The organism is Methylobacterium sp. ARG-1, assembly GCF_001262595.1.
Taxonomy (GTDB): Bacteria; Pseudomonadota; Alphaproteobacteria; order Rhizobiales; family Beijerinckiaceae; genus Methylobacterium; species Methylobacterium brachiatum.
In genome coordinates, this window is the sequence record NZ_LHCD01000001.1 from 344,242 (window position 1) to 365,161 (window position 20,920).

A 20,920-nucleotide genomic window follows, 5' to 3' on the forward strand; every position below is an offset into this window, starting at 1 on the left:
CTTGGGGGAGGGTAAAGGAGTAGCGTAAATCCGGGATCTCGACGGATCAGCGCTCGATCAACGCTGCGCCGCGCGGGTCTTCGACCTGCCAGCCGTGCCGCTCCAGTTCCGGGTCGAGATGCTCCTCGACCGGGTGGCCGACGCAGAGATAGGCGACGAGCCGCCAAGTCGCCGGCACGGCCAGGATCTCGGTGACGCAAGCGGGCTCCAGGATCGAGACCCAGCCGACGCCGAGCCCGCGCGCCCGTGCCGCCAGCCAGAAGCACTGCACCGCCCCGACCACCGAATAGGCCAGGGTCTCCGGCATGCTGGCCCGGCCGAGACCGAGGCCGGTCTCGGTGGAATCGTCGCAGAACACCGCGAGGTGCTCCGGCGCCTCGTTCAGCCCGGCGAGCTTGAGCGCCCGGTAGCGCGCCGCCCGCGCGGCGTCGTAAACCGCGGCGGCGGCGGCGTTGCAGCGGGAGAAGTCCTGCGCGACGGCGGCGCGCCGGGCCGGGTCCGACACGCGGACGAAGCGCCAGGGCCGGCTGTTGCCCACCGAGGGCGCCCGATGGGCCGCGACCAGGCAGGCGCGCAGATGATCCGGATCGACGGCGTCCGGCCGGAAGCGGCGCACGTCGCGGCGCCACGCGAACAGCGTGTCGAGAGTCTGGATGAAGGCGTCGTCGAAGGCGGGCGGACCCATGATGCGGCTCGCCATACCCGTATCCCGCGGTCAACGGGAGACGGAAAGACGGCCGTCCCGTCCGGCGGGCGAGAGAATCATAAAAAAGGCCGCCCGGAGGGGCGGCCTGAAGTCATTGGGTCTCGAAACCTCGGAGTGCCGAATCCTGGGATCCCGACCGGTGACCGAAGGCTGGGGAGCTGGGTTACGGTCGCCGGCCGGGCAAAACCCGGCGAGGTTCAGCGATTGTTGTGCCGCTGCAACGCGGCTCGCAAAAGGCACAAATCGGGCGGAACCATGTTTTTTGCAGCTGGCCTGTGTCTCACGCGACACGGAGACCCGCCGCGACCACCCTTGCGGGGCGCGGCGGCGGGGGCCATCATCCGGCAAAGCATGAGCGCCACGGAGTTATGATGACGGAGCGGACGAGCGCGGGGTTGCGGCCCGACGATGCGGCGGGCCATGTCATTCCGTTTCCCGCCCGTGCGGAACCCCCGCAGATCGCCTTCAACCGGGACGAGCTGCGCACGATCTTCAACCTCTACGGCCGGCAGGTCGCCGCCGGCGAGTGGCGCGACTACGCGATGGATTTCCGCCGGGACAAGGCGGTGTTCTCGATCTACCGCCGCAGCTCCGAGATGCCGCTCTACCGGATCGAGAAGGATCCGAAGCTCGCCCGCCGCCAGGGCGCCTACGCGGTCATCGCCGCCAGCGGCCTGGTGATGAAGCGCGGGACCGAGCTGGCCCGGGTCCTCGCCGTGCTGGAGCCGCCGCCGCGCGCCGTCTGAGGTCTCAGGCGAGGTTCAAGGTCCGGACGGTGGCGACGATCTCCTCCCGGATCTCGGGCGCCAGCGGCAGGATCGGCCGCGGCGGCTCGGCCCGGCACAGGCCGAAGGACTCGGCAAGCGCATAGACCACCCGTATGCTCGAATGGGTCTGGAACAGTGCCCAGAGCGGTGCGAGTTCCGCATTCAGCCTCCGGGCCTGCGCGATGTCGCCGGCCTGGACGGCGCGCGTGATTGCCAGGCACGTCTTCGGGAACAGGCCGCCCGCCACGCTGAACCAAGCCGTGCCGCCGGCGATCAGTGCCTCGGTCACGTTCCAGTCGCCGCTGAACCCGACGGGAAAACCGGCGGGAACCGCATCCCGAAGAGTCGCAACCCCGGCCGCGGCAACCTCCGGCGCCGGCGCGGGACATTTGGCCGCCACGACACCGGGCAGGCGCGCGATCCGGCCGATCAGGTCCGGGGAGAAACGGAAATGCGTGGTCGCCGGGTTGTCGTAGATCACCAGGGGCAGGCCGCCGTCGCCTGCCACAGCCTCGAAATGCCGGAACACCTCGTCGTCGGTGAGCGGCGTGTAGGAGACCGGGGCCAGCAGCCCGGCATCGGCGCCGGCTGCCCAGGCGTCCCGGGCCAAGCGAATCGCCTCGTCGGTGCGCAGAGCCCCGATTCCCACTAGGATCGGCACCCGGCCGCCGACCACCTCGGCAGCGATGGTCACGGCGCGGCGGCGCTCGTCCCGGGACAGGTAGGCGTAGGTGCCGGTGCTGCCGAGCAGCCCGACCGAATCGACTTGCGCCCCTGCGAGGCGCTCTAAAAGCCGGCGCAGGCCCGTTTCATCGACGCGGCCGTCGGCGTCGCTGGGGGTGATCGGGAAGGCGGACAGGCCGGAGATTGAAAGCATGTCGGCACGATAGCGGGCGGCGACTGGCAGTACAGACAAAAAGAAACCCCGGCGGTTTCCCGCCGGGGCTTCCGATCAAGTCCGGTCTCTGTCGGGGCCTAGCGGCGGTCGCCGATCAGGCTCAGCAGGAACTGGAACATGTTGATGAAGTCGAGATAGAGGGTCAGGGCGCCGTTCACCGACATCTTGGCCGCCATCTCGCCGTCGAAGCCGCCGTAGAGATACATCTCCTTCAGCTTCTGCGTGTCGTAAGCGGTGAGTCCCGCGAAGATCAGCACGCCGAGCACCGAGATGGCGAACTGCAGAGCCGACGACGCGAAGAAGATGTTCACGAGCGACGCCAGGATGATGCCGATCAGGCCCATCATCAGGAACGAGCCCATGCCCGACAGGCTGCGCTGGGTCGTGTAGCCGTACAGGCTCAGCGAGCCGAAGGCCGCCGCCGTGATGAAGAACACCTGGATCACGCTCGCCCCGGTGAAGACCAGGAGAAGCGAGGACATCGAGGCGCCCATCACCGCCGCGAAGGCCCAGAACATCGTCCGGGCCGACGAGGCCGACATCCGGTCCATCCGCATCGAGAAGACGAAGATGAACGCGAGCGGAGCGAGCATCAGGACCCACTTGAGCGGGCTGTTGTAGAGGGTCTGACCAAAGGGGGTCAGGATCGGGCGCGTACCCTGGTAGGCCGCGACCGACGCCATGTTCAGGCCGAGGGCAACGAGACCGGAGATCCCGAGCCCGACGACCATGTTGTTGTAGACGCCGAGCATGAAGGTCCGCAGGCCCTGATCGACCTGGACCTGGCTGCCCGCGCCAGCATAGCCGGACGGCTGCTGGGCGCCGTACCGGAAGGGAGAGTTCTCGAATGCCATGGGAGTTTCCTTGCGGAGGCTCTCTCAGCGTGGTGTTTCGGGCGAGGCCCACGCAGGACCTCTGGCGCCAGGCTGGCGCCTCGAAGAGGAATATGTTGCGCGGTCATCGCCCGCACAAGTCCCCGGCCACGGTTGCCGGGCCGCTTTTCAGGTCCCGGACGATGTATTTTTGTCCATGATCGCAGGGATTAAAATGGATTCCCGTGGTCACGGCCGTCGGTTCGACTGACGGTTGCCCGGGTCACACCGTTTCGATGACTCGCGGCGAAGTCTTAACCACCCGCCGAGACCGGCTGGCCGACCAAGAAGACCGGCTCCTAGATCTGGCGAAGATAGGGCGCCGGCTTCTGGCCGAGGATGCGCCACGTGCCGGCCAGCCCGAGAAGGATCGCCAGTGCCACCGCGGACGTGGCGGCGACCAGCGCTCCCCACAGGTCGAGGCGGAAGTCGAGATGCATGACCTTCGCGACGATCACCCAGCCGGCGACGCTGCCGGCGGCGAGGCCGAACAGGGCGGTGGCGAGCCCGAGCGCCGCGTATTCGATGGCGTAGGCGGTGAGCAGCCGGGCCCGGCTGGCGCCGAGCACCTTGAGCACCACGGCGTCGTAGAGGCGGGCCCGATGGCCTGCCGCAATGGCGCCCGCCAGCACGAACAGGCTCGCCAGAACCGCCACCGCGCTGGCCCCGCGTATCGCCAGGACCAGGCGGCCGACGAGGTCGCCGATCGCGTCGAGCGCGTCCTTCACCCGCACGGCGCTCACCGATGGAAACGCCTTGGCGACGTCGCGTAGGATGTGGTTCTCGGCCCCCGCGTCGGTGCCCCCCGGAAGCGACAGGGTGGCGAGGTCCGAATGCGGCGCGCCGCGGAAGGTGCCGGGCGAGAACACCATCACGAAGTTGATGCCGAGATTGCGCCACTCCACCCGGCGCAGGTTGAAGATCGTCGCGGTCAGGTCGCGGCCGAGCACGTTAACGGTGACGCTATCGCCGAGCTTGAGCCCGAGCTGGCGCGCGAGTTCGGCTTCGAACGACACCAGCGGCTTGGCCCCCTGCTCGGCGCTCCACCAGGCGCCTTCGGTGAGGGCCGAACCCTCCGACACGGTGTCGGCGTAGGTGATGCCCCGGTCGCCGTCGAGGACCCAGGCGGCATCCTCCGGGGGCCGGATCTTGTTGGCCGGCACGCCGTTCAGGGCGACGATCCGGCCGCGCATCATCGGCACGTCCTCGATCTTGCCGTTGGGGGCCGAGCGCGCCAGGAACGCCCGGAACTCGGCCGCGTCGCGGGACGGGATGTCGAGGAAGAACAGGTTCGGCGCCCGCGCCGGCAGCGTCGCGCTGATCGTCCGGCGGACATTGGCGTCGATCAGGCTGAGGGTGACCAGCAGCGTCACCCCGAGACCCAGCGACAGCACGATGGCCGGCGTCAGGGCGCCGGGCCGATGGAGATTGGCCAGCGCCATCCGGGGCGCCGGCCAGCGCGGATGCGGCAGGCGGCGGGCGAGCGCCATCAGGCCGAGCGCCACCCCGTGCAGCAGCGCGAAGGCGATCGCCGCGGCGGCGATGAAGATCAGCGCCACCCGCCGGTCGAACGCGGTGGTGACCGACAGGCCGACCAGCGCCGTCAGACTCAGGGCGAGCCACACCCGGTAGCGCCAGCGCGGTCTGACCCGGGCCGGGTCGACCGTGTCGCGGAACAGGCCGGAGACCGGTACGTCATGGGCGCGGCCCAGAGGCGTGATCGCGAACGCGAAGGCGGTCAGCAGCCCGTAGGCGGCGGCGAGCGCCAGTTCGGCCGGAGCCAGGGTCGGGTTCAGCGGCAGGGGCAGGTCGGCGGAGAACAGCGCGTCCAGCACGAACGGCAGGCTCGCCCCGATGGTGAGCCCGATCAGCGTGCCGATCCCGGCGATCAGCATTACCTGGGTCAGGTAGAGAGCGACCACCTGCGAGCCCGGCGCGCCGACGCTCTTGAGCGTGGCGATCGACGGCCGCTTGCGCTCCACGAAGGCGTGGACGGCGTTGCCGACGCCCACGCCGCCGACGATCAGCGCGGTCAGGCCGACCAGGGTCAGGAACTGGGTGAAGCGCTCGATGCTCTTGGCGAAACGCGGATCGGCGTTGGTGCGCGACCGGATCTCCCAGCCCGCCTCCGGGGTCGCGGCGCGGATCCGCGCCTGCGCGGCGTCGATATCCGAATCTCGGGCGGCGTCCTTGGGCAGGACGATGCGGTAGCTCCAGCGGTTGAGGCTGCCCGGCTGGACGAGGCCGGTCGCCCGCAGCGCCGGCTCCGAGATCATCAGCCGCGGGCCGAAGCCGATGCCGCCGGCGATCTTGTCGGGCTCGGACGTCAGCGTAGCGCGGATCGTCACAGGGTGGCCGGCCAGGGTGATCCGGTCGCCGACCTTCACGTCGAGGCGGGTGAGCAGGGCCGGGTCCGCCAGGGCGCCCGGTGCACCGTCGCGCTCTGCCAGCAGATCGACGAGCCGGCCCGGCGGGTCGGTGACGAGATCGCCCGCCGCCGGGTAGGTCGCGGGATCGACCGCCTTCAGCTCGACCAGCGCGGCGTCGCCGCTGCCCGCGACCGCCATGGCCCGCAGGGTGGCCACCGCGTCGATCCGGCCCTCGCGAGCCAGAGCCTGCCGCTCCAAGGCGGTCGCCTCGCGGTTGATCAGGTTGTAGGCGAGATCGCCGCCGAGGATCCGGCGCCCCTCCCGGCCGAGACCGTCGGAGAGCGAGCGCGAGATCGAGGCCACGCCGGCGATCGCCGCGACGCCGAGGGCGATGCAGGCCAGGAACACGCCGAAGCCGGACAGGCCGGCGCGCAGCTCGCGGAGCGCGAGGCGCAGGGTCAGCGGGATGCGCCGGGGCGCGGGTTCGGGACGCGGGATCGTGCCGTGCATCAGGCGGTCACCGCCTCCTCGATCCGGCCCGAGCGCAGGCGCACGGTGCGGTCGCACAGGCGCGCGAGGCCGTTGTCGTGGGTGACGAGGACGAGGGTGGCGCCGCGGTCGCGCTTGAGCCGGAACAGCAGGTCGACGATCTGGCGGCCGGTGGCCTCGTCGAGATTGCCGGTGGGCTCGTCCGCCACCAGGATCGCCGGGTCGGGGGCGACGGCCCGGGCGATGGCGACGCGCTGCTGCTCGCCGCCCGAGAGCTGGGCCGGGTAATGGTGCAGCCGGTGGCCGAGGCCGACCGCCTCCAGCTCGGCGCGGGCCCGCTCCAGCGCGCCGGGCCGGTCCGCGAGTTCCAGCGGCAGCGCGACATTCTCGAGGGCCGTCATGGTCGGGACCAGGTGGAAGGCCTGGAACACGATGCCGATGCGCCGGCCCCGGAAGCGGGCGAGCGCGTCCTCGTCGAGGCGGGCGAGGTCGGTATCCTCGATCACGACGCCGCCGGAATCGGGCCGCTCCAGCCCGGCCATGACCATCAGCAGGGTCGACTTGCCCGAACCCGAGGGGCCAACCAGCCCCACCGCCTCGCCGCGATCGACGCTGAGCGAGATGCCGCGCAGGACGTGGACCCGCGCGGCGCCGCGGCCGAGGCTGAGATCGATGTCGGACAACGCGATCGCCGGCTCGCGCAGCACCTTGTCGTGGCTCACGAGGCGGCCGATCTGTGGGCGATGACGAGCATGGCGCGCGAGGTCCTGACTTGGCTTCGAACTTGGCTTCGAACTTGGCTGCACGGGCCGTTGATGCACCGCGATATGGGGGCCGCATTGGGGCCGCGCCATGACGGCGTCCGCCGAGCCCAACGGGCGGCCCTGTTTGTCGCAGCGCTAGCGGGTCTGGTGTTCCCTTTCATGACAGAGAGTCACGCGGCATCAGCCGGCCCGATCAAGCTCGTGGCGCTCGGCGACAGCCTCACGGCCGGCTACCGCCTGCCGTCGGACGCCGCCTTCCCGACCGTGCTGGAGCGCCTGCTCAAGGCCAAGGGTGCGGATGTGACGGTGGCCAATGCCGGCGTCTCCGGCGACACCGCCACGGGCGGGCTCGACCGGGTCGACTGGTCGGTGCCGGACGGGACCGCCGGGGTGATCTTGGAACTTGGCGCCAACGACATGCTGCGCGGCACCGACCCGAAGGTCACCGCGGGGGCGCTCGCGGCGATCATCGAGCGGCTGAAGGCCCGCGGGATCCCGGTGCTGCTGGCCGGCATGCAGGCCGCTCCCAATCTCGGGCCGGATTACAAGGGGCGGTTCGACGCGATCTACCCGACGTTGGCCAAGCGCTACGACCTGATCCTCTACCCGTTCTTCCTGGACGGGATCATCGGCGACCGCGCCCAGCACCTCGATGACGGGCTGCACCCGAACGCCCGGGGCGTCGAGACGATCGCGGCCCAGATCCTCCCCACGGTCGAGACTTTTCTCGGGAGCCTCCGGCAGGGGGCGTCGCGCTGATGCCGCGGCTGTTCACCGGGCTCGCCGTGTCGCCCGAGGTCGCGGACGCGCTCCGGGCCTTCCGGGGCGGCCTGCCGGGTGCGCGCTGGGTCGAGCTCGGCGATTACCACGTCACCCTGCGGTTCCTCGGCGATGTCGAGGTCCCCGTGGCCGAGGACGTGCTCGAGGCGCTGGCCGAGATGCGCCTGCGCGCCGCCCTGCCGGTGACGCTCGACGGGCTCGGCATTTTCGGCGGCGACCGGCCGCGGGCGCTCTACGCCTCGGTGGCGCCGAGCCCGGACCTGATCGACCTCCAGGCCGAGCAGGAGCGGCTGGTGCGCCGGGCCGGCGTCGCGCCGGAGCGCAGAAAATTCACCCCGCACGTCACGCTGGCCCGCCTGCGGCGCGAGGCCAGCCCGGAGGCGGTGGCGATGTACCTCTCGCAAGGACCGTCCTTCGCCTCGCTGACCTTCACCGTCGACCGGGTGACGCTATTCTCGGCGAAGGAATCGACCGGGGGCGGACCCTATCTGGTGGAGGCCGAGTTCCCGTTCGTGTGAGCGGTCACAGCCGCCGCAGCGCCACGCTCTCGATCCGGTGGCTCGCACCCTTGGTCAGGATCAAGCTCGCGCGCTGGCGGGTCGGCAGGATGTTCTCGCGCAGGTTCGGCAGGTTGATCGAGGTCCAGAGCCGGTCGGCGATGTCGAGCGCCTCGTGCTCGGGCACCTCGGCGTATTTGCGGAAGTAGGAGCGCGGGTCGCGGAAGGCGGTCTGGCGCAGGCGCATGAACCGGGTGACGTACCAGCGGTGCAGGTCGTCCTCGTGGCCGTCCAGATAGATCGAGAAGTCGAAGAAGTCGGAGACGAACGGGATCGCGGTGCCGTCCCGCGGCAGGCGGGCGGGCTGGAGCACGTTCAGGCCCTCGACGATCAGGATGTCGGGGCTCTCCACCACCCGCTCCTCGCCGGGCACCCGGTCGTAGACCAGGTGGGAGTAGAGCGGTGCCGTCACCCGCTTGTGGCCGGCCTTCACGTCGTGGAGGAAGCGCAGCAGCGAGGCGGTGTCGTAGCTCTCCGGGAAGCCCTTGCGCTCCATCAGGCCGTGCTGGGCCAGCTCGGCATTGGGCAGCAGGAAGCCGTCGGTGGTGACGAGGTCGACCTTCGGGGTGTTGGGCCAGCGCGCGAGCAGCGCGGCCAGGATGCGCGCGGTGGTCGACTTGCCCACCGCCACCGAGCCGGCCAGGCCGATGATGTAGGGCGCCTTGGTCTCGCGCTCGGCCAGCAGGAAGCGCTGGGTCGCCTTGAACAGCCCCTGCGTGGCCGCGACGTAGAGCGAGAGCAGCCGGGACAATGGTAGGTAGATCGCCACCACCTCCTCGACCGAGATCGGGTCGTTGATCGATTGCAGCCGCTCGATATCCTCGGCCTTGAGGGTCAGCGGCGTGTCGGCGCGCAGCTGCGCCCATTCCTCGCGGCTGAAGCGACGATAGGGCGAGAGCCGATCCGATTCGTCGAGGATCGCCTCGACCGAGCCCGGCAGCGCGGCCGCGTTCACGCGGGGCGCCTCGCTGCCTTCTCGGCGAGCCCGCTCTGGGCGGTGCGGCGCTCCAGCTCCGCCATGACGGCGTCGAGCTCGACGCCGCCCGCCCGCAGCAGCACGACCAGGTGATAGAGTACGTCCGCGGCCTCGTTCCGGAGCCCGGTCTTGTCGCCCTGCACCGCCGCGATAGCCGCCTCGACGGCTTCCTCGCCGAGCTTCTTCGCCGCCTTGGCGGGCCCCTCGGACAGGAGCTTGGCCGTGTAGGAGGTCTCGGGATCTGTCCCGGCGCGGCTCGCGACGAGCTTGGCGAGGTCGGCGAGCGTGTAGGCGGTCATGAAGCGATCTGCATGTGAGGTCGGCCTTGCGGGTTCGGCCGAGGCCGTATTCGGCAGGAAACTGCGCCACGGCCGTCCTGCGGGCAAGCAGCGCGGGTGAAGGCGACCGAGCTTTGTCCGCGTTATACGGGGTTCCGATCGGTTCCGCGGTCGTGTTCAGCTGTTCGGCAGGTGCCGGGCCAGCGCCTCCAGCACGGCCATGCGCACCGCCACCCCCATCTCGACCTGCTCGCGGATCAGCGACTGTGCCCCGTCGGCGATCTCGGACGAGATCTCGACGCCGCGGTTCATCGGGCCCGGATGCATCACCAGGGCGTCGGGCTTGGCGAGCGCCAGCTTCTCGCCGTCGAGGCCGAAATAGCGGAAATACTCCTTCACGGAGGGCACGAACGAGCCGTTCATACGCTCGCGCTGGAGGCGCAGCATCATGACGATGTCGCAGCCCTCCAGGCCCTTGCGCATATTCGTGAAGGTCTCGACGCCGAAGCGATCGATCCCGGCGGGCAGCAGGGTCGAGGGCGCGATCAGGCGCACGCGCGCGCCCATCGCCTGCAGCAGGATGATGTTCGAGCGCGCCACCCGCGAGTGCAGGACGTCGCCGCAGATCGCCACCTGAAGGCCCTCGATCCGGCCCTTGTTGCGGCGGATCGTCAGCGCGTCGAGCAGCGCCTGAGTCGGGTGCTCGTGGGCGCCGTCGCCGGCATTGACCACCGCGCAATCGACCTTGCGGGCGAGCAGATGGACCGCACCGGCCGATTCGTGGCGCACCACGATGATGTCCGGCCGCATCGCGTTGAGCGTCGCTGCGGTGTCGATCAGGGTCTCGCCCTTCTTCACCGAGGACGAGGCCACCGACATGTTCATCACGTCGGCGCCGAGCCGTTTGCCGGCGAGCTCGAACGAGGATTGCGTCCGGGTCGAGGGCTCGAAGAACAGGTTGATCTGTGTGCGGCCTCGCAGTGTCGCGCGCTTCTTCTCGACCTGCCTGGAGATGTCGACGGCGGCATCGGCCGCGTCGAGCAGCGCCTCGATGTCGGGCCGGGTCAGACCCTCGATGCCGAGGAGGTGCCGGTGCGGGAAGGCCGGGGGCGCGGAACTCGTCATGATGAGTCCGGGGTGTAGGTCCGGCTCGCTCTCCCGGCAAGGCGCGCCAGCCCCTGCGGCCTTTTTTCGTCGGTTGGTAACTTGAGCGTCCGCGCCACGTATCAGCCGGATCGGACGGAACCCGCACCGTCGCCACCCCCGCGAGACGCACGCTTGAGACCCGAAAGCCTGAGAGCCGAACCTTTGGCCGGCGCCCCCGCGCTCGCAGCGCCCGAGACCGTCGACGCCTCCGGGCGCCGCTGGTTCTACCGGCATCCCGTGGTGATCCGGGCGGCGCACTGGATCAACGCCGCGGTGCTGCTGGTGCTGCTGATGAGCGGCCTGCAGATCTTCAACGCCCACCCGGCTTTGTACTGGGGGACGGTCTCGACCTTCGACGATCCCGCTCTGGCGATCACCAGCGAGCAGGGGCGCGACGGCACGAATCGCGGCGTCGTGACGATCGGCGCGCACAGCTTCGAGACGACCGGCGTGCTCGGCCTGTCCCGTGAGGGCGGCACCACGGTGGACCGGGCCTTCCCGGCCTGGGCGACCCTCCCGGCGGACCAGGACCTCACCACGGGGCGGCGCTGGCACTTCCTGTTCGCGTGGTTCCTAGTGATCAACGGCGCGGTCTATCTCCTCTACGGACTGTTCAGCGGTCAGCTCCGCCGCCGCCTGATCCCGGACGGCGACCAGATCCGCGACTTCGGCGGCTCCGTGAAGGAGCACCTGCTGCTGCGCTTCCCTGAGGGCGAGGAGGCCAAGCGCTACAACGTGATCCAGAAGCTCACCTATTTCGCCGTCGTGCTGGTTCTCCTGCCCGCCATGGTCCTGGCCGGCCTCGCCATGTCGCCTGGCGTCGACGCGGCCTGGCACTGGTTGCCGGAGCTGTTCGGCGGCCGCCAATCGGCCCGCACGATTCACTTCATCGCCGCCGGGCTGCTGGTGCTGTTCGTGGTGGTCCACGTGGTGCTGGTTCTGGTCTCCGGCTTCGTCAACAACATGCGCGGCATGCTCACCGGCTGGTTCAGCCTCGGCCGTCCCGAGAAGGAGACCGCGCGATGATCCTGCACCGCCGCAAGCTGCTCACCGCTGGCGCCGGCCTCGCCGGGACCGCCCTGCTCGGCGGCTGCGACCGCTTCGCCGGGACAGAGGCCGGGCGCAGGACCCTCAAGGCCGGCGAGGACGCCAACCTGTTCGTCCAACGCCTGCTGATGTCGCCCGCAACTCTCGCCCGGGAATACCCGGCCGCGATGATCTCGCCCTGGTTCAAGCCGAACGGCACCATCGATCCGCCGGACCGGGCGTTCCGCGCCCTGGCGGCGAAGAGGTTTGCGGAGTTCAAGCTCACGGTCGACGGACTGGTGCAGACCCCGCTGTCGCTCAGCTTGGCGGACCTGCGCGGGTTGCCGGGCCGCACCCAGGTGACCCGCCACGATTGCGTTGAGGGCTGGAGCTGCATCGGCCAATGGTCCGGCGTGCCGCTGGCCGAGCTTCTGAATCGGGCCGGGCTGAAGCCCCAGGCGCGCTACGCCGTGTTCCACTGCGCCGACACGCTGGAATATGCCGGCGGCGGCCTCGAAGGCGGTGACGGCGCCTCCCTGTGGCGCCCCGAGCATCCGGGCTCGGTCCGCGACGGCACCGTCCAGCTCGCCGCCGCCGAGGATTGGGGCGGCCCACCGACCGCCACCGACGCGCCCAAGGACGATTGGGGCCAGGGCGCCCCGGAGCCCGAGTCGCCCGAGGATAAGCGCACGCCGATCCGCTACTACGAGAGCATCGACCTGTTCGACGCCTTCAACCCGCAGACGATCCTGGCCTATGACCTCAACGGCAAGCCGCTGCCGGTCTCGAACGGCGCCCCTTTGCGCCTGCGCGTCGAGCGCCAGCTCGGCTACAAGCAGGCCAAATACGTGATGCGGGTCGAGCTGGTGGAGTCGCTGGCAGGCTTCGGCCAGGGCAGAGGCGGCTACTGGGAAGATCGCGGCTACGAGTGGTACGCGGGGATCTGATCCGGTCGAAAGACGCACCACCGTCTTGCGAGCGCAGCGGAGCAACCGAGGCTTGGGGCAATCCGCTCAACCGTCCGCGCCTGCGCTCAAACCCCCCGCTCGGCCAAGGTTGTCCAAGGTTGTATGGCGTTTGGCCGGAACGCAACCGATCTCCATCGGTCGGCCGTCAGACGGATTCGTGCGTCGCGCCTGATGAGCCCCGGGCGCCCAGGCGTGGACCTCCGCCATTTGACAACCCGCCGCCCGTAACCCACTTGTCCCCGGCGCGCGGCCCCGGCCCGACGGCGGGCACTCGTCCCACGCGAATTTCGAACAGAATTCGTCCGTCGCGCCCAGGCTCCGTCGAGGGGCAGAGGTCTGAATGAAAGTCGTCGTCGTCGAGTCGCCGGCCAAAGCCAAGACGATCAATAAGTATCTTGGCCGCGACTATGAGGTGATCGCCTCCTTCGGGCACATCCGCGACCTGCCGGCCAAGGACGGCTCGGTCGATCCCGAGCAGGATTTCCACATGGTCTGGGAGCTCGCGGACCGCGGCGCCAGCCGGGTCAGCGAGATCGCCAAGGCGGTCAAGGGCGCGGACAAGCTGATCCTGGCCACCGACCCGGATCGCGAGGGCGAGGCGATCTCCTGGCACGTCCTGGAGGCGCTAAACGCCCGCAAGGCGCTTAAGGGCATCCCGGTCGAGCGCGTGACCTTCAACGCCATCACCAAGGCCTCGGTCGAGGCCGCGATGCGCAAGCCGCGCGAGATCGATCAGGCTCTGGTCGACGCCTACCTAGCGCGCCGGGCGCTCGATTACCTCGTCGGCTTCAACCTCTCGCCGGTTCTGTGGCGCAAGCTCCCCGGCGCCCGCTCGGCCGGCCGCGTGCAGTCGGTGGCACTCCGGCTCGTGGTCGAGCGCGAGATGGAGATCGAGAGCTTCAAGCCGCGCGAGTACTGGTCGATCGTCGCGACCCTGACCACCATGGACGGCGCGACCTTCGAGGCGCGCCTGGTCGGGGCCGACGGCAAGCGGATCCAGCGCCTCGATGTCGGCACCGGCGACGCGGCGGCCGCGTTCAAGCGCGACCTCGAACTCGCGACCTTCCAGGTGGCGAGCGTCGAGGCGAAGCCGGCCAAGCGCCACCCGCAGCCGCCCTTCACCACCTCCACGTTGCAGCAGGAGGCCTCGCGCAAGCTCGGGATGGCGCCGGCGCAGACCATGCGGGTCGCACAGCGCCTCTACGAGGGCGTCGATGTCGGCGGCGAGACGGTGGGCATCATCACCTACATGCGGACCGACGGCGTCGACATGGCGCCGGAAGCGATCCAGGACACCCGCAAGGTGATCGGCAAGGAGTTCGGCGACCGCTACGTGCCGGACGTGCCGCGCAAGTACAGCGTCAAGGCCAAGAATGCGCAGGAGGCCCACGAGGCCGTGCGCCCGACCGACATGAGCCGCCTGCCCAAGATGGTGGCCCGCCACCTCGAGCCGGAGCAGGCCAAGCTCTACGACCTGATCTGGACCCGCACGATGGCGAGCCAGATGGAATCGGCCGAGCTGGAGCGCACCACCGTGGACGTCACGGCGAATGTCGGCCCGCGCCGGATCGACCTGCGCGCCACCGGCCAGGTCGTGAAGTTCGACGGCTTCCTGGCTCTCTACCAAGAGGGCAAGGACGACGAGGAGGACGAGGAGAGCAAGCGCCTGCCGCCCATGAAGGCCGGCGACCCGCTCACCCGCGAGCGCATCACCTCGACCCAGCACTTCACCGAGCCGCCGCCCCGCTATTCCGAGGCGAGCCTGGTCAAGCGCATGGAGGAGCTCGGTATCGGCCGGCCCTCGACCTACGCGGCCGTCCTCCAGACGCTGCGCGACCGCGAATACGTCAAGATCGAGAAGAAGCGGCTGCAGCCGGAGGACAAGGGGCGGCTCGTCACCGGCTTTTTGGAGAGCTTCTTCCGACGCTACGTCGAGTACGATTTCACTGCCGATCTCGAGGGCCAGCTCGACCGGGTGTCCAACGCCGAGATCGACTGGCGCGCGGTGCTGCGCGACTTCTGGCGGGATTTCTCGGCGGCGATCGGCGAGACCAAGGAACTGCGCGTCACCGACGTGCTCGAGGCGCTCAACGGCCTGCTCGGCCCTCATATCTTCCCCGACAAGGGCGACGGCTCGAACCCGCGTACCTGCACGGTCTGCGGTACGGGCCAGCTCTCGCTGAAGCTCGGCAAGTTCGGCGCCTTCATCGGCTGCTCGAACTACCCCGAGTGCAAGTACACCCGCCAGCTCTCGGCCTCCGGGGTCGACGGCGACGGTGACGGTTCCTCGGCCGAAGGCGGCCAGCCGGGCGTCCGGGTGCTGGGCAACGATCCGGTGACCGGGATGCCGGTGACGATCCGGGATGGGCGGTTCGGGCCATTCGTTCAGCTCGGCGAGGCATCCACCGAGAAGGACGCGGCGAAGCCGAAACGCTCCTCACTGCCGAAGGGGCTTTCCCCCTCCTCGGTCGATCTGGACAAGGCCCTGGCGCTGCTGTCGCTGCCGCGCGAGGTGGCGCGTCACCCCGAGACCGGCGAGCCGATCCTGGCCAATCTCGGCCGGTTCGGACCCTACGTGCAGCACGGGAAGACCTACGCCAATCTCGGCAAGGACGACGACGTGCTGGAGGTCGGGGCGAACCGCGCCATCGACCTGATCGTCGCCAAGGAGCAGGGCGGCGGCCGGGGCCGGCCGGCGGCCGATCCGGGCCGGCCGCTGGGCAAGGACGAGACGAGCGGGCGCGACCTCGTGGTCAAGGCCGGCAAGTACGGTCCCTACGTCACCGACGGCGAGATCAACGCGACGCTGCCGAAGACCATGAATGCCGAGGCGCTGACCCTCGACGAGGCGATCGCGCTGGTGAATGCCAAGCGTGCGTCGGGTGGCGGCAAGCCGGCTAAGCGGACATCGGCCCGGAAGGCGCCGGCTCGGACGGCGGCCGCGGACAAGAAGCCGGCGGCCAAGAAGGCCCCCGCGAAGAAACCGGCAGCCAAGAAGAGCCCGGCGAAGAAATCGGGTGCCGGCTGAGAGCCGCGCCCGATCCCTTCGAAGACTTGGCGCGAACGCTTCGCGTTAAGCCAGATAGGTGATGGTCGCAGCCAGGGCGGTGGCGACCGTCGCCAGCGCGATGGTCAGGCCGTTCACCAGGAAGCGGGCGGGCGGCACGCAGGCCGTCTCCTCGTCGCACCCGAAGACGGTGCCTGCGGCGCGCTCGAAACGGATCAGGGTGAGGCGGCGGGCCTCGATCGCGGCGTTGCTCATCGACGGCGGCTCCCTGACCACGGTCAAGCTCTTTCCCGGACAAACGCGGCCGGAGCCGCACGGTTCCGATCCGGGCGGCAGCTGAGGAAGCCTTAACCCACGATTGTGCAACGTCGCGATGACGGCCTCATCGCGCCGGGCCGGCCGCGCCACTCGCTCGCGGCGGCGCAGCATGCGATGGTGAAGACGGTTCGGCGACGCACCGAACGCTCTGGATGTTTCTGTTTTGTTCCGCTATGATGCGGGGATGAAGGCGCATGCTGCACGATCCAACGCCCGTCTGCCCAACACCGAGCCGGCCGATGCGCCGCGTTCGCGGAGGCCGCGCGTGAGCGATCCGGCGCGCGACCTGTTCGGGCCCGGCAGCAAGCCCCCGGCCCCGCGTCCGACGGAGCCGCGGCGGCGGCTCGCGGAATCGGCCTCCGTGCCGACTATCGCGGCGGCCGAGCCCGAGGCCGGCTACACCGCCTCCGACATCGAGGTGCTGGAGGGATTGGAGCCGGTCCGGCGCCGGCCCGGCATGTATATCGGCGGTACCGACGAGCGGGCGCTGCATCACCTCTTCGCCGAGGTGATCGACAATTCCATGGACGAGGCGGTGGCCGGCCATGCCAGCTTCATCGAGGTCGAGCTCGAGGAAACCGGCTCGCTGGTGATCACCGACAACGGCCGCGGCATCCCGGTGGACCCGCACCCGAAATTTCCGGGCAAGTCGGCGCTCGAGGTCATCATGACGACGCTGCACGCGGGCGGGAAGTTCGACTCGAAGGTCTACGAGACCTCGGGCGGCCTGCACGGCGTCGGCATCTCGGTGGTCAACGCCCTGTCCGATCTCCTCGAGGTCGAGGTCGCCCGCAACCAGACCCTCTACCGCCAGACCTTCTCCCGCGGCCACGCGCAGGGGGCGCTGGAGCTGGTCGGCCGGGTGCAGAACCGGCGCGGCACCCGGGTGCGCTTCCACCCCGATGCCGAGATCTTCGGCTCGCTGAAGTTCGACCCGCGCCGCCTGTTCAAGATGGCGCGCTCGAAGGCCTACCTGTTCGGCGGCGTCGAGATCCGCTGGCGTTGCGCCCCTGCCCTGCTCGAAGGCCTGGAGGATGTGCCGGCCGAGGCGGTGCACCGGTTCCCGGCCGGGCTGCGCGACTACCTCGCCCGGGACATCGAGGGCAAGGAGCTGGTCACCGAGGCGATGTTCACCGGCAAGGTGACCAAGCCCGGCTCGCACGGCTCACTCGAATGGGCGGTGGCCTGGATGGTCGCCGAGGACGGCTTCTCGCATTCCTACTGCAACACCATCCCGACGCCCGAGGGCGGCACCCACGAGGCCGGCCTGCGGGTCGCCCTGCTGCGGGGCCTGCGCGAGCATGCCGAGCGGGTGAACCAGGCCAAACGCATGACGGCGGTAACCACCGACGACGTCATGGCGACCTGCGCATCCATGCTCTCGGTGTTCATCCGCGAGCCGGAATTCCAGGGCCAGACCAAGGACAAGCTCGCCACCGTCGAGGCGCAGCGCATCGTCGAGACGGCGGTGCGCGACGCCTTCGACCATTGGCTGGCCGCCTCTCCGGCCCAAGCCAACAAGCTGCTCGACTGGGTGATCGACCGGGCCGAGGAGCGACTGCGCCGGCGCCAGGAGAAGGAGGTCGCCCGCAAGAGCGCGACCCGCAAGCTGCGCCTGCCCGGCAAGCTGGCGGATTGCTCGGCCGCCGGCACGGCGGGCTCCGAAATCTTCATCGTCGAGGGCGATTCGGCGGGCGGCTCGGCCAAGCAGGCCCGGGACCGGACCACTCAGGCGATCCTGCCGCTGCGCGGCAAGATCCTCAACGTCGCCTCGGCGAGCCGCGACAAGCTCGGCGCCAACCAGCTGATCTCCGACCTGACTCTGGCGCTCGGCTGCGGCACCGGCGCGGCCTTCCGCGAGACGGATCTGCGCTACGACAAGGTGATCATCATGACGGACGCCGACGTGGACGGCGCCCACATCGCGTCGCTGCTGATCACGTTCTTCTATCGGCAGATGCCGAAGCTGATCGACCGTGGCCACCTCTACCTGGCGATCCCGCCGCTCTACCGGCTGCAGCAGGGCTCCAAGGTCGCGTATGCCCGGGACGATGCCGACCGGGAGCGGATCACCAAGACGGTGTTCAAGGGCGGCAAGGTCGAGATCGGGCGCTTCAAGGGCCTGGGCGAGATGATGCCGGCCCAGCTCAAGGAGACCACCATGGACCCGAAGAAGCGCACGCTCCTGCGGGTCGCGGTGCTCGACGAGGCAAGGGAATCCACCGGCGACACGGTGGAGCGCCTGATGGGCAACAAGCCCGAGGCCCGCTTCGCCTTCATCAGCGAGCGCGCGGCCTTCGCCGACGGGGTCGATCTGGATATCTGAGGCGACAGAGCGGCCGTAAAACGGCGCGCCGTCATTGCGAGCGGAGCGAGGCAACCCAGGGAACGCGACATCTCAAGATCGCGCGCCGCACTGGGTTGCCTTGCTGCACCTGCATTGACGGTGTTGGGGAATTGCAAAGGGCTCTCGGGGCGGCGCCCCTGGAGCGCGGGCCTATCCGGTGCGGTGCGGGTGAGGCTACTCCGCCGCCATCGCCTTGGCCGGGTCGAAGGGTTGGGCGGCCGCGACCATGTCGGTGCTCATGTGGAGCACGGCCGAGAATCGCTCTCCGCCCGGGCGCAGCACTATGGCGCCGGGCTCCACGGCGATGCGCTTGCTGCCGAGACCCAGGGGGCCCCCGACATCCAGCACCACCGCCTTGAGGGCCCCGCCATCGGCGATCAGCAGGTCGTCGATCGTGCCGACCTTGTCACCGGCCGCGTTGCGCACCGTGACGCCGATCAGGTGAGAGGCCAGGACGGAGGCCGGCTTGACGCCCTGGCGCTTGGTCGCCGCCTCCGCGCTGGCTGCAATCGTCAACGGGCCGCCGCCAGTGCCGCCGGTCGATGTTCCCGGCCCGGTGCCCGGCAGCACCGTCTTGTTGCCGATCACGCTAGCATCCTGGGCCCGGGCCGGGAGCCCGGCCAGGCTGAGGAGAGCCAGCGGTAGCAGGAGAAGGGAGTTGCGCATCGGGGATCGCTCCGGCGCAGCCGAGCCATCCGCGCGCCGTCGGTGAAAAGCGGTCGCGGCGGCGGCTGTTCCCGTGGTCCCTGTCGCAGCGCGCATCCGCAAACGACGAAGGGCCCGACCTTGCGGCCGGGCCCCCGTTGAGACGGCGCTGGCTGGGCCGGCGCCGATCGTCGATCTTAGTACGAGCCGAACTTGTAGTTCAGGCCGGCGCGGACGACGGCGAACTCGGTGTTGGCCGCGGCGCCGTTGAGGTAGGCCACGCCGTTCGGGGCCAGCAGGTTGCTGTAGAACACGCCACCGGCGGTGTTCTTCTGCCGGTCGAGGTTCACGTACAGGCCTTCGACCTTCAGGGTCACGGCCGAGGACTTGAAGAAGTTCAGGAACGAGTCGGTGGGCAGGGCGTACTCGATGCCGCCGCCGACGGCGTAGCCGGTGCGGAAGCTGTCGCGGAAGCGGTTGCCAGCGAAGTTCTGGTCGTCCTGGCCCGAGCCGTAGGCGTAACCGCCGGTGGCGTACACGAGGGTGCGGTCGAAGGCGTAGCCGAGGCGGCCGCGCACGGTCCCGAAGTAATCGAGGCCGTTGCCGCTGGTGGCGACGAAGGCGCGCGAGCCGGAGAACGCGGTGCCCGGAACGCCGGTGACGCCGTAGTTCAGGGTGCCGTTGGCGCGGCGGGCGAAGTCGACATACTGGGCGTCAGCCTCGATACCGACCACGACGCCCGAGCCCGGCGTGAACTGGTAGTTGTAGCCGATCTGCGCGCCGCCGGTGAAACCGTCGTTGTTGCTGCGGTTGTTGACGCTGACGACAGCGTTCGTGTCGGCCGAGTTGATCAACGAGCCGGACGGCAGGGCGTAGTTGGTGGTGTTGCGGCTGCTGGCGTCGAAGCCGTAGCCGGCGTTCACGCCCACGTAGAAGCCGGTCCAGGTGAACACCGGCACCGGCGTGAACACCGGCGGCGGCGCAGCGCGACGCGGCAGGTCGGCCGCGGAAGCGGCGACGGTCATGCCGGCGAGAACGGTCGATGCAAGAAGAACTTTTTTCATGGTGCCATTGGTCCTGGGGTTGGCTTGAGCCGGCTGCCTTCTAGGCGCTCTCGGTCAGCGGGTCTGTCGCTTTCCTGCAACAAGCTCGGCCAGACTAACGTGGTCTCGTCAATGAAAGGTGAAGGTTGCGCGCACAGATTCCCCGTCCTGGCGCGAAACTGTGTATCAGAAGCTGCATCGACGCTCCCATAAACCCTGAACATTAGTCGGTCGGTCTGATCGGGCGGCGATGGTATCTAGCCGCTCTGCGGGCCGTCATTGATCCGGGTGGCGCAAACCGCATTCGGCGATGCTGTTTTACTGCGATCCGCTTGGCGCTCCAAAGCGCGGTCTTGTGTCAACAGGCGGTTAACCCTGCCGGCTTTAGGATCCTCTCCAGCCGTCGCCGGCTCCTCGGGCGGCGGAGAGGAATGCCCATGCTGCCGCCCGTCGAACGGCCGACGAAACCGTTCGGGACCCGCCGGCCGGCTGCCTTCGACGCGGCACCGGGTGCGAGGCCGGAGCCCAGGGCGGACGGCTCGGCCCGGCCCGCGGGGTCCCTGGCCTGGGCGCTGCGCATCTCGGGCCTGGTCGGGCTGCTCGCCCTTTTGGCGACCCATCAACTCGCCCGGCTCGGTCAGACCATCCCGGCGCCTACTCAGCTCGCCCTCGGCGGCAAGGCGCTCCCGATCGATCCGGAGACGACCGGCTCGATCACCGCCGCCCGTGCCGCGCGCGCGACCCACCTCGACCCCTGCCTGCTGCCCGCCCTGGACCGCCCGCACCCCTGATCGGCTGTGATTGGGACCCGGATGCGCGCATTGCGAGATTGACAAGCAGCGCCAAGGCCCTAACTGACTGGCCCATGCGCCCCGCGGCCACGGGAGCGTTCGTGCGCCCTATCAGAGCCTTTCCGAGCCGTTGCCGCGACGGTGTCCACCGCGCCGGCCGGGCGCGCAACGGT

19 protein-coding genes are annotated in these 20,920 nt (G+C 69.7%); 8 read left to right on the forward strand and 11 right to left on the reverse strand.

Annotated elements, in window-relative coordinates; genetic code table 11:
• Window positions 1-46: 46 nt before the first annotated feature.
• Window positions 47-700, reverse strand: a complete 654-nt coding sequence (gene bluB, locus AKJ13_RS01660; protein ID WP_050731811.1) for a 5,6-dimethylbenzimidazole synthase — start codon at window positions 698-700, stop codon at window positions 47-49.
• Window positions 701-1,077: 377 nt separating this feature from the next.
• On the opposite strand from bluB, the gene AKJ13_RS01665 reads away from it, so the two are divergent.
• Window positions 1,078-1,452, forward strand: coding sequence for a DUF2794 domain-containing protein (locus tag AKJ13_RS01665; RefSeq protein ID WP_050731870.1), 375 nt, complete (start codon window positions 1,078-1,080; stop codon window positions 1,450-1,452).
• Window positions 1,453-1,456: 4 nt separating this feature from the next.
• Here AKJ13_RS01665 and AKJ13_RS01670 read toward each other — a convergent pair whose 3' ends face one another.
• The 4 genes from AKJ13_RS01670 to AKJ13_RS01685 all read right to left on the reverse strand — a co-directional run bounded on the left by AKJ13_RS01670 (window position 1,457) and on the right by AKJ13_RS01685 (window position 6,805).
• Window positions 1,457-2,350, reverse strand: coding sequence for a dihydrodipicolinate synthase family protein (locus AKJ13_RS01670; protein WP_050731871.1), 894 nt, complete (start codon window positions 2,348-2,350; stop codon window positions 1,457-1,459).
• Between the two features lie 98 nt (window positions 2,351-2,448).
• A complete protein-coding gene (locus AKJ13_RS01675) occupies window positions 2,449-3,225 on the reverse strand; it encodes a Bax inhibitor-1/YccA family protein (protein ID WP_050731812.1) in 777 nt (258 codons plus the stop codon).
• A 317-nt stretch (window positions 3,226-3,542) separates the two neighbouring features.
• Window positions 3,543-6,122 carry an FtsX-like permease family protein gene (locus AKJ13_RS01680; RefSeq protein ID WP_050731813.1) on the reverse strand — a complete coding sequence of 860 codons (2,580 nt, stop codon included), beginning with the start codon at window positions 6,120-6,122 and terminating at the stop codon, window positions 3,543-3,545.
• Entirely contained in the window at window positions 6,122-6,805 is a 684-nt protein-coding gene (locus AKJ13_RS01685) for an ABC transporter ATP-binding protein (protein ID WP_144426159.1), read from the reverse strand. The genes AKJ13_RS01680 and AKJ13_RS01685 overlap by 1 nt, the downstream gene beginning before the upstream one ends.
• 219 nt (window positions 6,806-7,024) lie before the next feature.
• Between AKJ13_RS01685 and AKJ13_RS01690 the strand changes: the two genes are divergently transcribed.
• Both AKJ13_RS01690 and thpR read left to right on the forward strand, forming a co-directional pair.
• Window positions 7,025-7,624: an arylesterase gene (locus AKJ13_RS01690; RefSeq protein WP_050731873.1), complete on the forward strand. Its 600-nt coding sequence runs from the start codon at window positions 7,025-7,027 to the stop codon at window positions 7,622-7,624.
• The gene (gene thpR / locus AKJ13_RS01695; RefSeq protein ID WP_050731814.1) at window positions 7,624-8,163 is read left to right on the forward strand and encodes an RNA 2',3'-cyclic phosphodiesterase; all 540 of its coding nucleotides are present in this window, start codon (window positions 7,624-7,626) and stop codon (window positions 8,161-8,163) included. Before AKJ13_RS01690 ends, thpR begins: the two co-directional genes overlap by 1 nt.
• A gap of 4 nt (window positions 8,164-8,167) precedes the next feature.
• On the opposite strand, the gene coaA is transcribed toward thpR, so the two are convergent.
• The 3 genes from coaA to AKJ13_RS01710 form a co-directional block, all read right to left on the reverse strand.
• Window positions 8,168-9,157, reverse strand: a complete 990-nt coding sequence (gene coaA, locus AKJ13_RS01700) for a type I pantothenate kinase (RefSeq protein WP_007566159.1) — start codon at window positions 9,155-9,157, stop codon at window positions 8,168-8,170.
• Window positions 9,154-9,477, reverse strand: a complete 324-nt coding sequence (locus AKJ13_RS01705) for a phosphoribosyl-ATP diphosphatase (RefSeq protein ID WP_007566161.1) — start codon at window positions 9,475-9,477, stop codon at window positions 9,154-9,156. Before AKJ13_RS01705 ends, coaA begins: the two co-directional genes overlap by 4 nt.
• 156 nt (window positions 9,478-9,633) lie before the next feature.
• On the reverse strand, window positions 9,634-10,581 hold the full coding sequence (locus AKJ13_RS01710) for an aspartate carbamoyltransferase catalytic subunit (protein ID WP_050731815.1): 948 nt from the start codon (window positions 10,579-10,581) through the stop codon (window positions 9,634-9,636).
• 183 nt (window positions 10,582-10,764) lie between these two features.
• Between AKJ13_RS01710 and AKJ13_RS01715 the strand changes: the two genes are divergently transcribed.
• The 3 genes from AKJ13_RS01715 (at window position 10,765) to topA (ending at window position 15,624) form a co-directional block, all read left to right on the forward strand.
• Window positions 10,765-11,628, forward strand: a complete 864-nt coding sequence (locus AKJ13_RS01715) for a cytochrome b/b6 domain-containing protein (RefSeq protein ID WP_050731816.1) — start codon at window positions 10,765-10,767, stop codon at window positions 11,626-11,628.
• Window positions 11,625-12,575 carry a molybdopterin-dependent oxidoreductase gene (locus AKJ13_RS01720; protein ID WP_050731817.1) on the forward strand — a complete coding sequence of 317 codons (951 nt, stop codon included), beginning with the start codon at window positions 11,625-11,627 and terminating at the stop codon, window positions 12,573-12,575. The genes AKJ13_RS01715 and AKJ13_RS01720 overlap by 4 nt, the downstream gene beginning before the upstream one ends.
• 361 nt (window positions 12,576-12,936) lie before the next feature.
• Complete coding sequence (gene topA / locus AKJ13_RS01725; protein WP_050731818.1) at window positions 12,937-15,624, forward strand: type I DNA topoisomerase; 2,688 nt, start codon at window positions 12,937-12,939, stop codon at window positions 15,622-15,624.
• Window positions 15,625-15,669: 45 nt separating this feature from the next.
• Here the strand turns inward: topA and AKJ13_RS01730 are convergent, their stop codons facing one another.
• A complete protein-coding gene (locus AKJ13_RS01730; protein ID WP_050731819.1) occupies window positions 15,670-15,858 on the reverse strand; it encodes a hypothetical protein in 189 nt (62 codons plus the stop codon).
• A 328-nt stretch (window positions 15,859-16,186) separates the two neighbouring features.
• Between AKJ13_RS01730 and parE the strand changes: the two genes are divergently transcribed.
• Window positions 16,187-18,247: a DNA topoisomerase IV subunit B gene (gene parE / locus AKJ13_RS01735; RefSeq protein ID WP_050731874.1), complete on the forward strand. Its 2,061-nt coding sequence runs from the start codon at window positions 16,187-16,189 to the stop codon at window positions 18,245-18,247.
• Between the two features lie 195 nt (window positions 18,248-18,442).
• Here the strand turns inward: parE and AKJ13_RS01740 are convergent, their stop codons facing one another.
• Entirely contained in the window at window positions 18,443-18,934 is a 492-nt protein-coding gene (locus AKJ13_RS01740; protein WP_050731820.1) for a PRC-barrel domain-containing protein, read from the reverse strand.
• A gap of 176 nt (window positions 18,935-19,110) precedes the next feature.
• Entirely contained in the window at window positions 19,111-19,977 is an 867-nt protein-coding gene (locus AKJ13_RS01745) for a porin family protein (RefSeq protein ID WP_050731821.1), read from the reverse strand.
• Window positions 19,978-20,393: 416 nt separating this feature from the next.
• Between AKJ13_RS01745 and AKJ13_RS01750 the strand changes: the two genes are divergently transcribed.
• The gene (locus AKJ13_RS01750) at window positions 20,394-20,747 is read left to right on the forward strand and encodes a hypothetical protein (RefSeq protein ID WP_050731822.1); all 354 of its coding nucleotides are present in this window, start codon (window positions 20,394-20,396) and stop codon (window positions 20,745-20,747) included.
• The last annotated feature ends 173 nt before the right edge of the window (window positions 20,748-20,920 follow it).

Bases quoted from the DNA above. Each gene is read 5' to 3' on its own strand.
- bluB (WP_050731811.1), bottom strand. From the start codon at position 700: ATGGCGAGCCGCATCATGGGTCCGCCCGCCTTCGACGACGCCTTCATC.
- AKJ13_RS01665 (WP_050731870.1), top strand. From the start codon at position 1,078: ATGACGGAGCGGACGAGCGCGGGGTTGCGGCCCGACGATGCGGCGGGC.
- AKJ13_RS01670 (WP_050731871.1), bottom strand. From the start codon at position 2,350: ATGCTTTCAATCTCCGGCCTGTCCGCCTTCCCGATCACCCCCAGCGAC.
- AKJ13_RS01675 (WP_050731812.1), bottom strand. From the start codon at position 3,225: ATGGCATTCGAGAACTCTCCCTTCCGGTACGGCGCCCAGCAGCCGTCC.
- AKJ13_RS01680 (WP_050731813.1), bottom strand. From the start codon at position 6,122: ATGCACGGCACGATCCCGCGTCCCGAACCCGCGCCCCGGCGCATCCCG.
- AKJ13_RS01690 (WP_050731873.1), top strand. From the start codon at position 7,025: ATGACAGAGAGTCACGCGGCATCAGCCGGCCCGATCAAGCTCGTGGCG.
- thpR (WP_050731814.1), top strand. From the start codon at position 7,624: ATGCCGCGGCTGTTCACCGGGCTCGCCGTGTCGCCCGAGGTCGCGGAC.
- AKJ13_RS01705 (WP_007566161.1), bottom strand. From the start codon at position 9,477: ATGACCGCCTACACGCTCGCCGACCTCGCCAAGCTCGTCGCGAGCCGC.
- AKJ13_RS01710 (WP_050731815.1), bottom strand. From the start codon at position 10,581: ATGACGAGTTCCGCGCCCCCGGCCTTCCCGCACCGGCACCTCCTCGGC.
- AKJ13_RS01720 (WP_050731817.1), top strand. From the start codon at position 11,625: ATGATCCTGCACCGCCGCAAGCTGCTCACCGCTGGCGCCGGCCTCGCC.
- topA (WP_050731818.1), top strand. From the start codon at position 12,937: ATGAAAGTCGTCGTCGTCGAGTCGCCGGCCAAAGCCAAGACGATCAAT.
- AKJ13_RS01730 (WP_050731819.1), bottom strand. From the start codon at position 15,858: ATGAGCAACGCCGCGATCGAGGCCCGCCGCCTCACCCTGATCCGTTTC.
- AKJ13_RS01740 (WP_050731820.1), bottom strand. From the start codon at position 18,934: ATGCGCAACTCCCTTCTCCTGCTACCGCTGGCTCTCCTCAGCCTGGCC.
- AKJ13_RS01745 (WP_050731821.1), bottom strand. From the start codon at position 19,977: ATGAAAAAAGTTCTTCTTGCATCGACCGTTCTCGCCGGCATGACCGTC.
- AKJ13_RS01750 (WP_050731822.1), top strand. From the start codon at position 20,394: ATGCTGCCGCCCGTCGAACGGCCGACGAAACCGTTCGGGACCCGCCGG.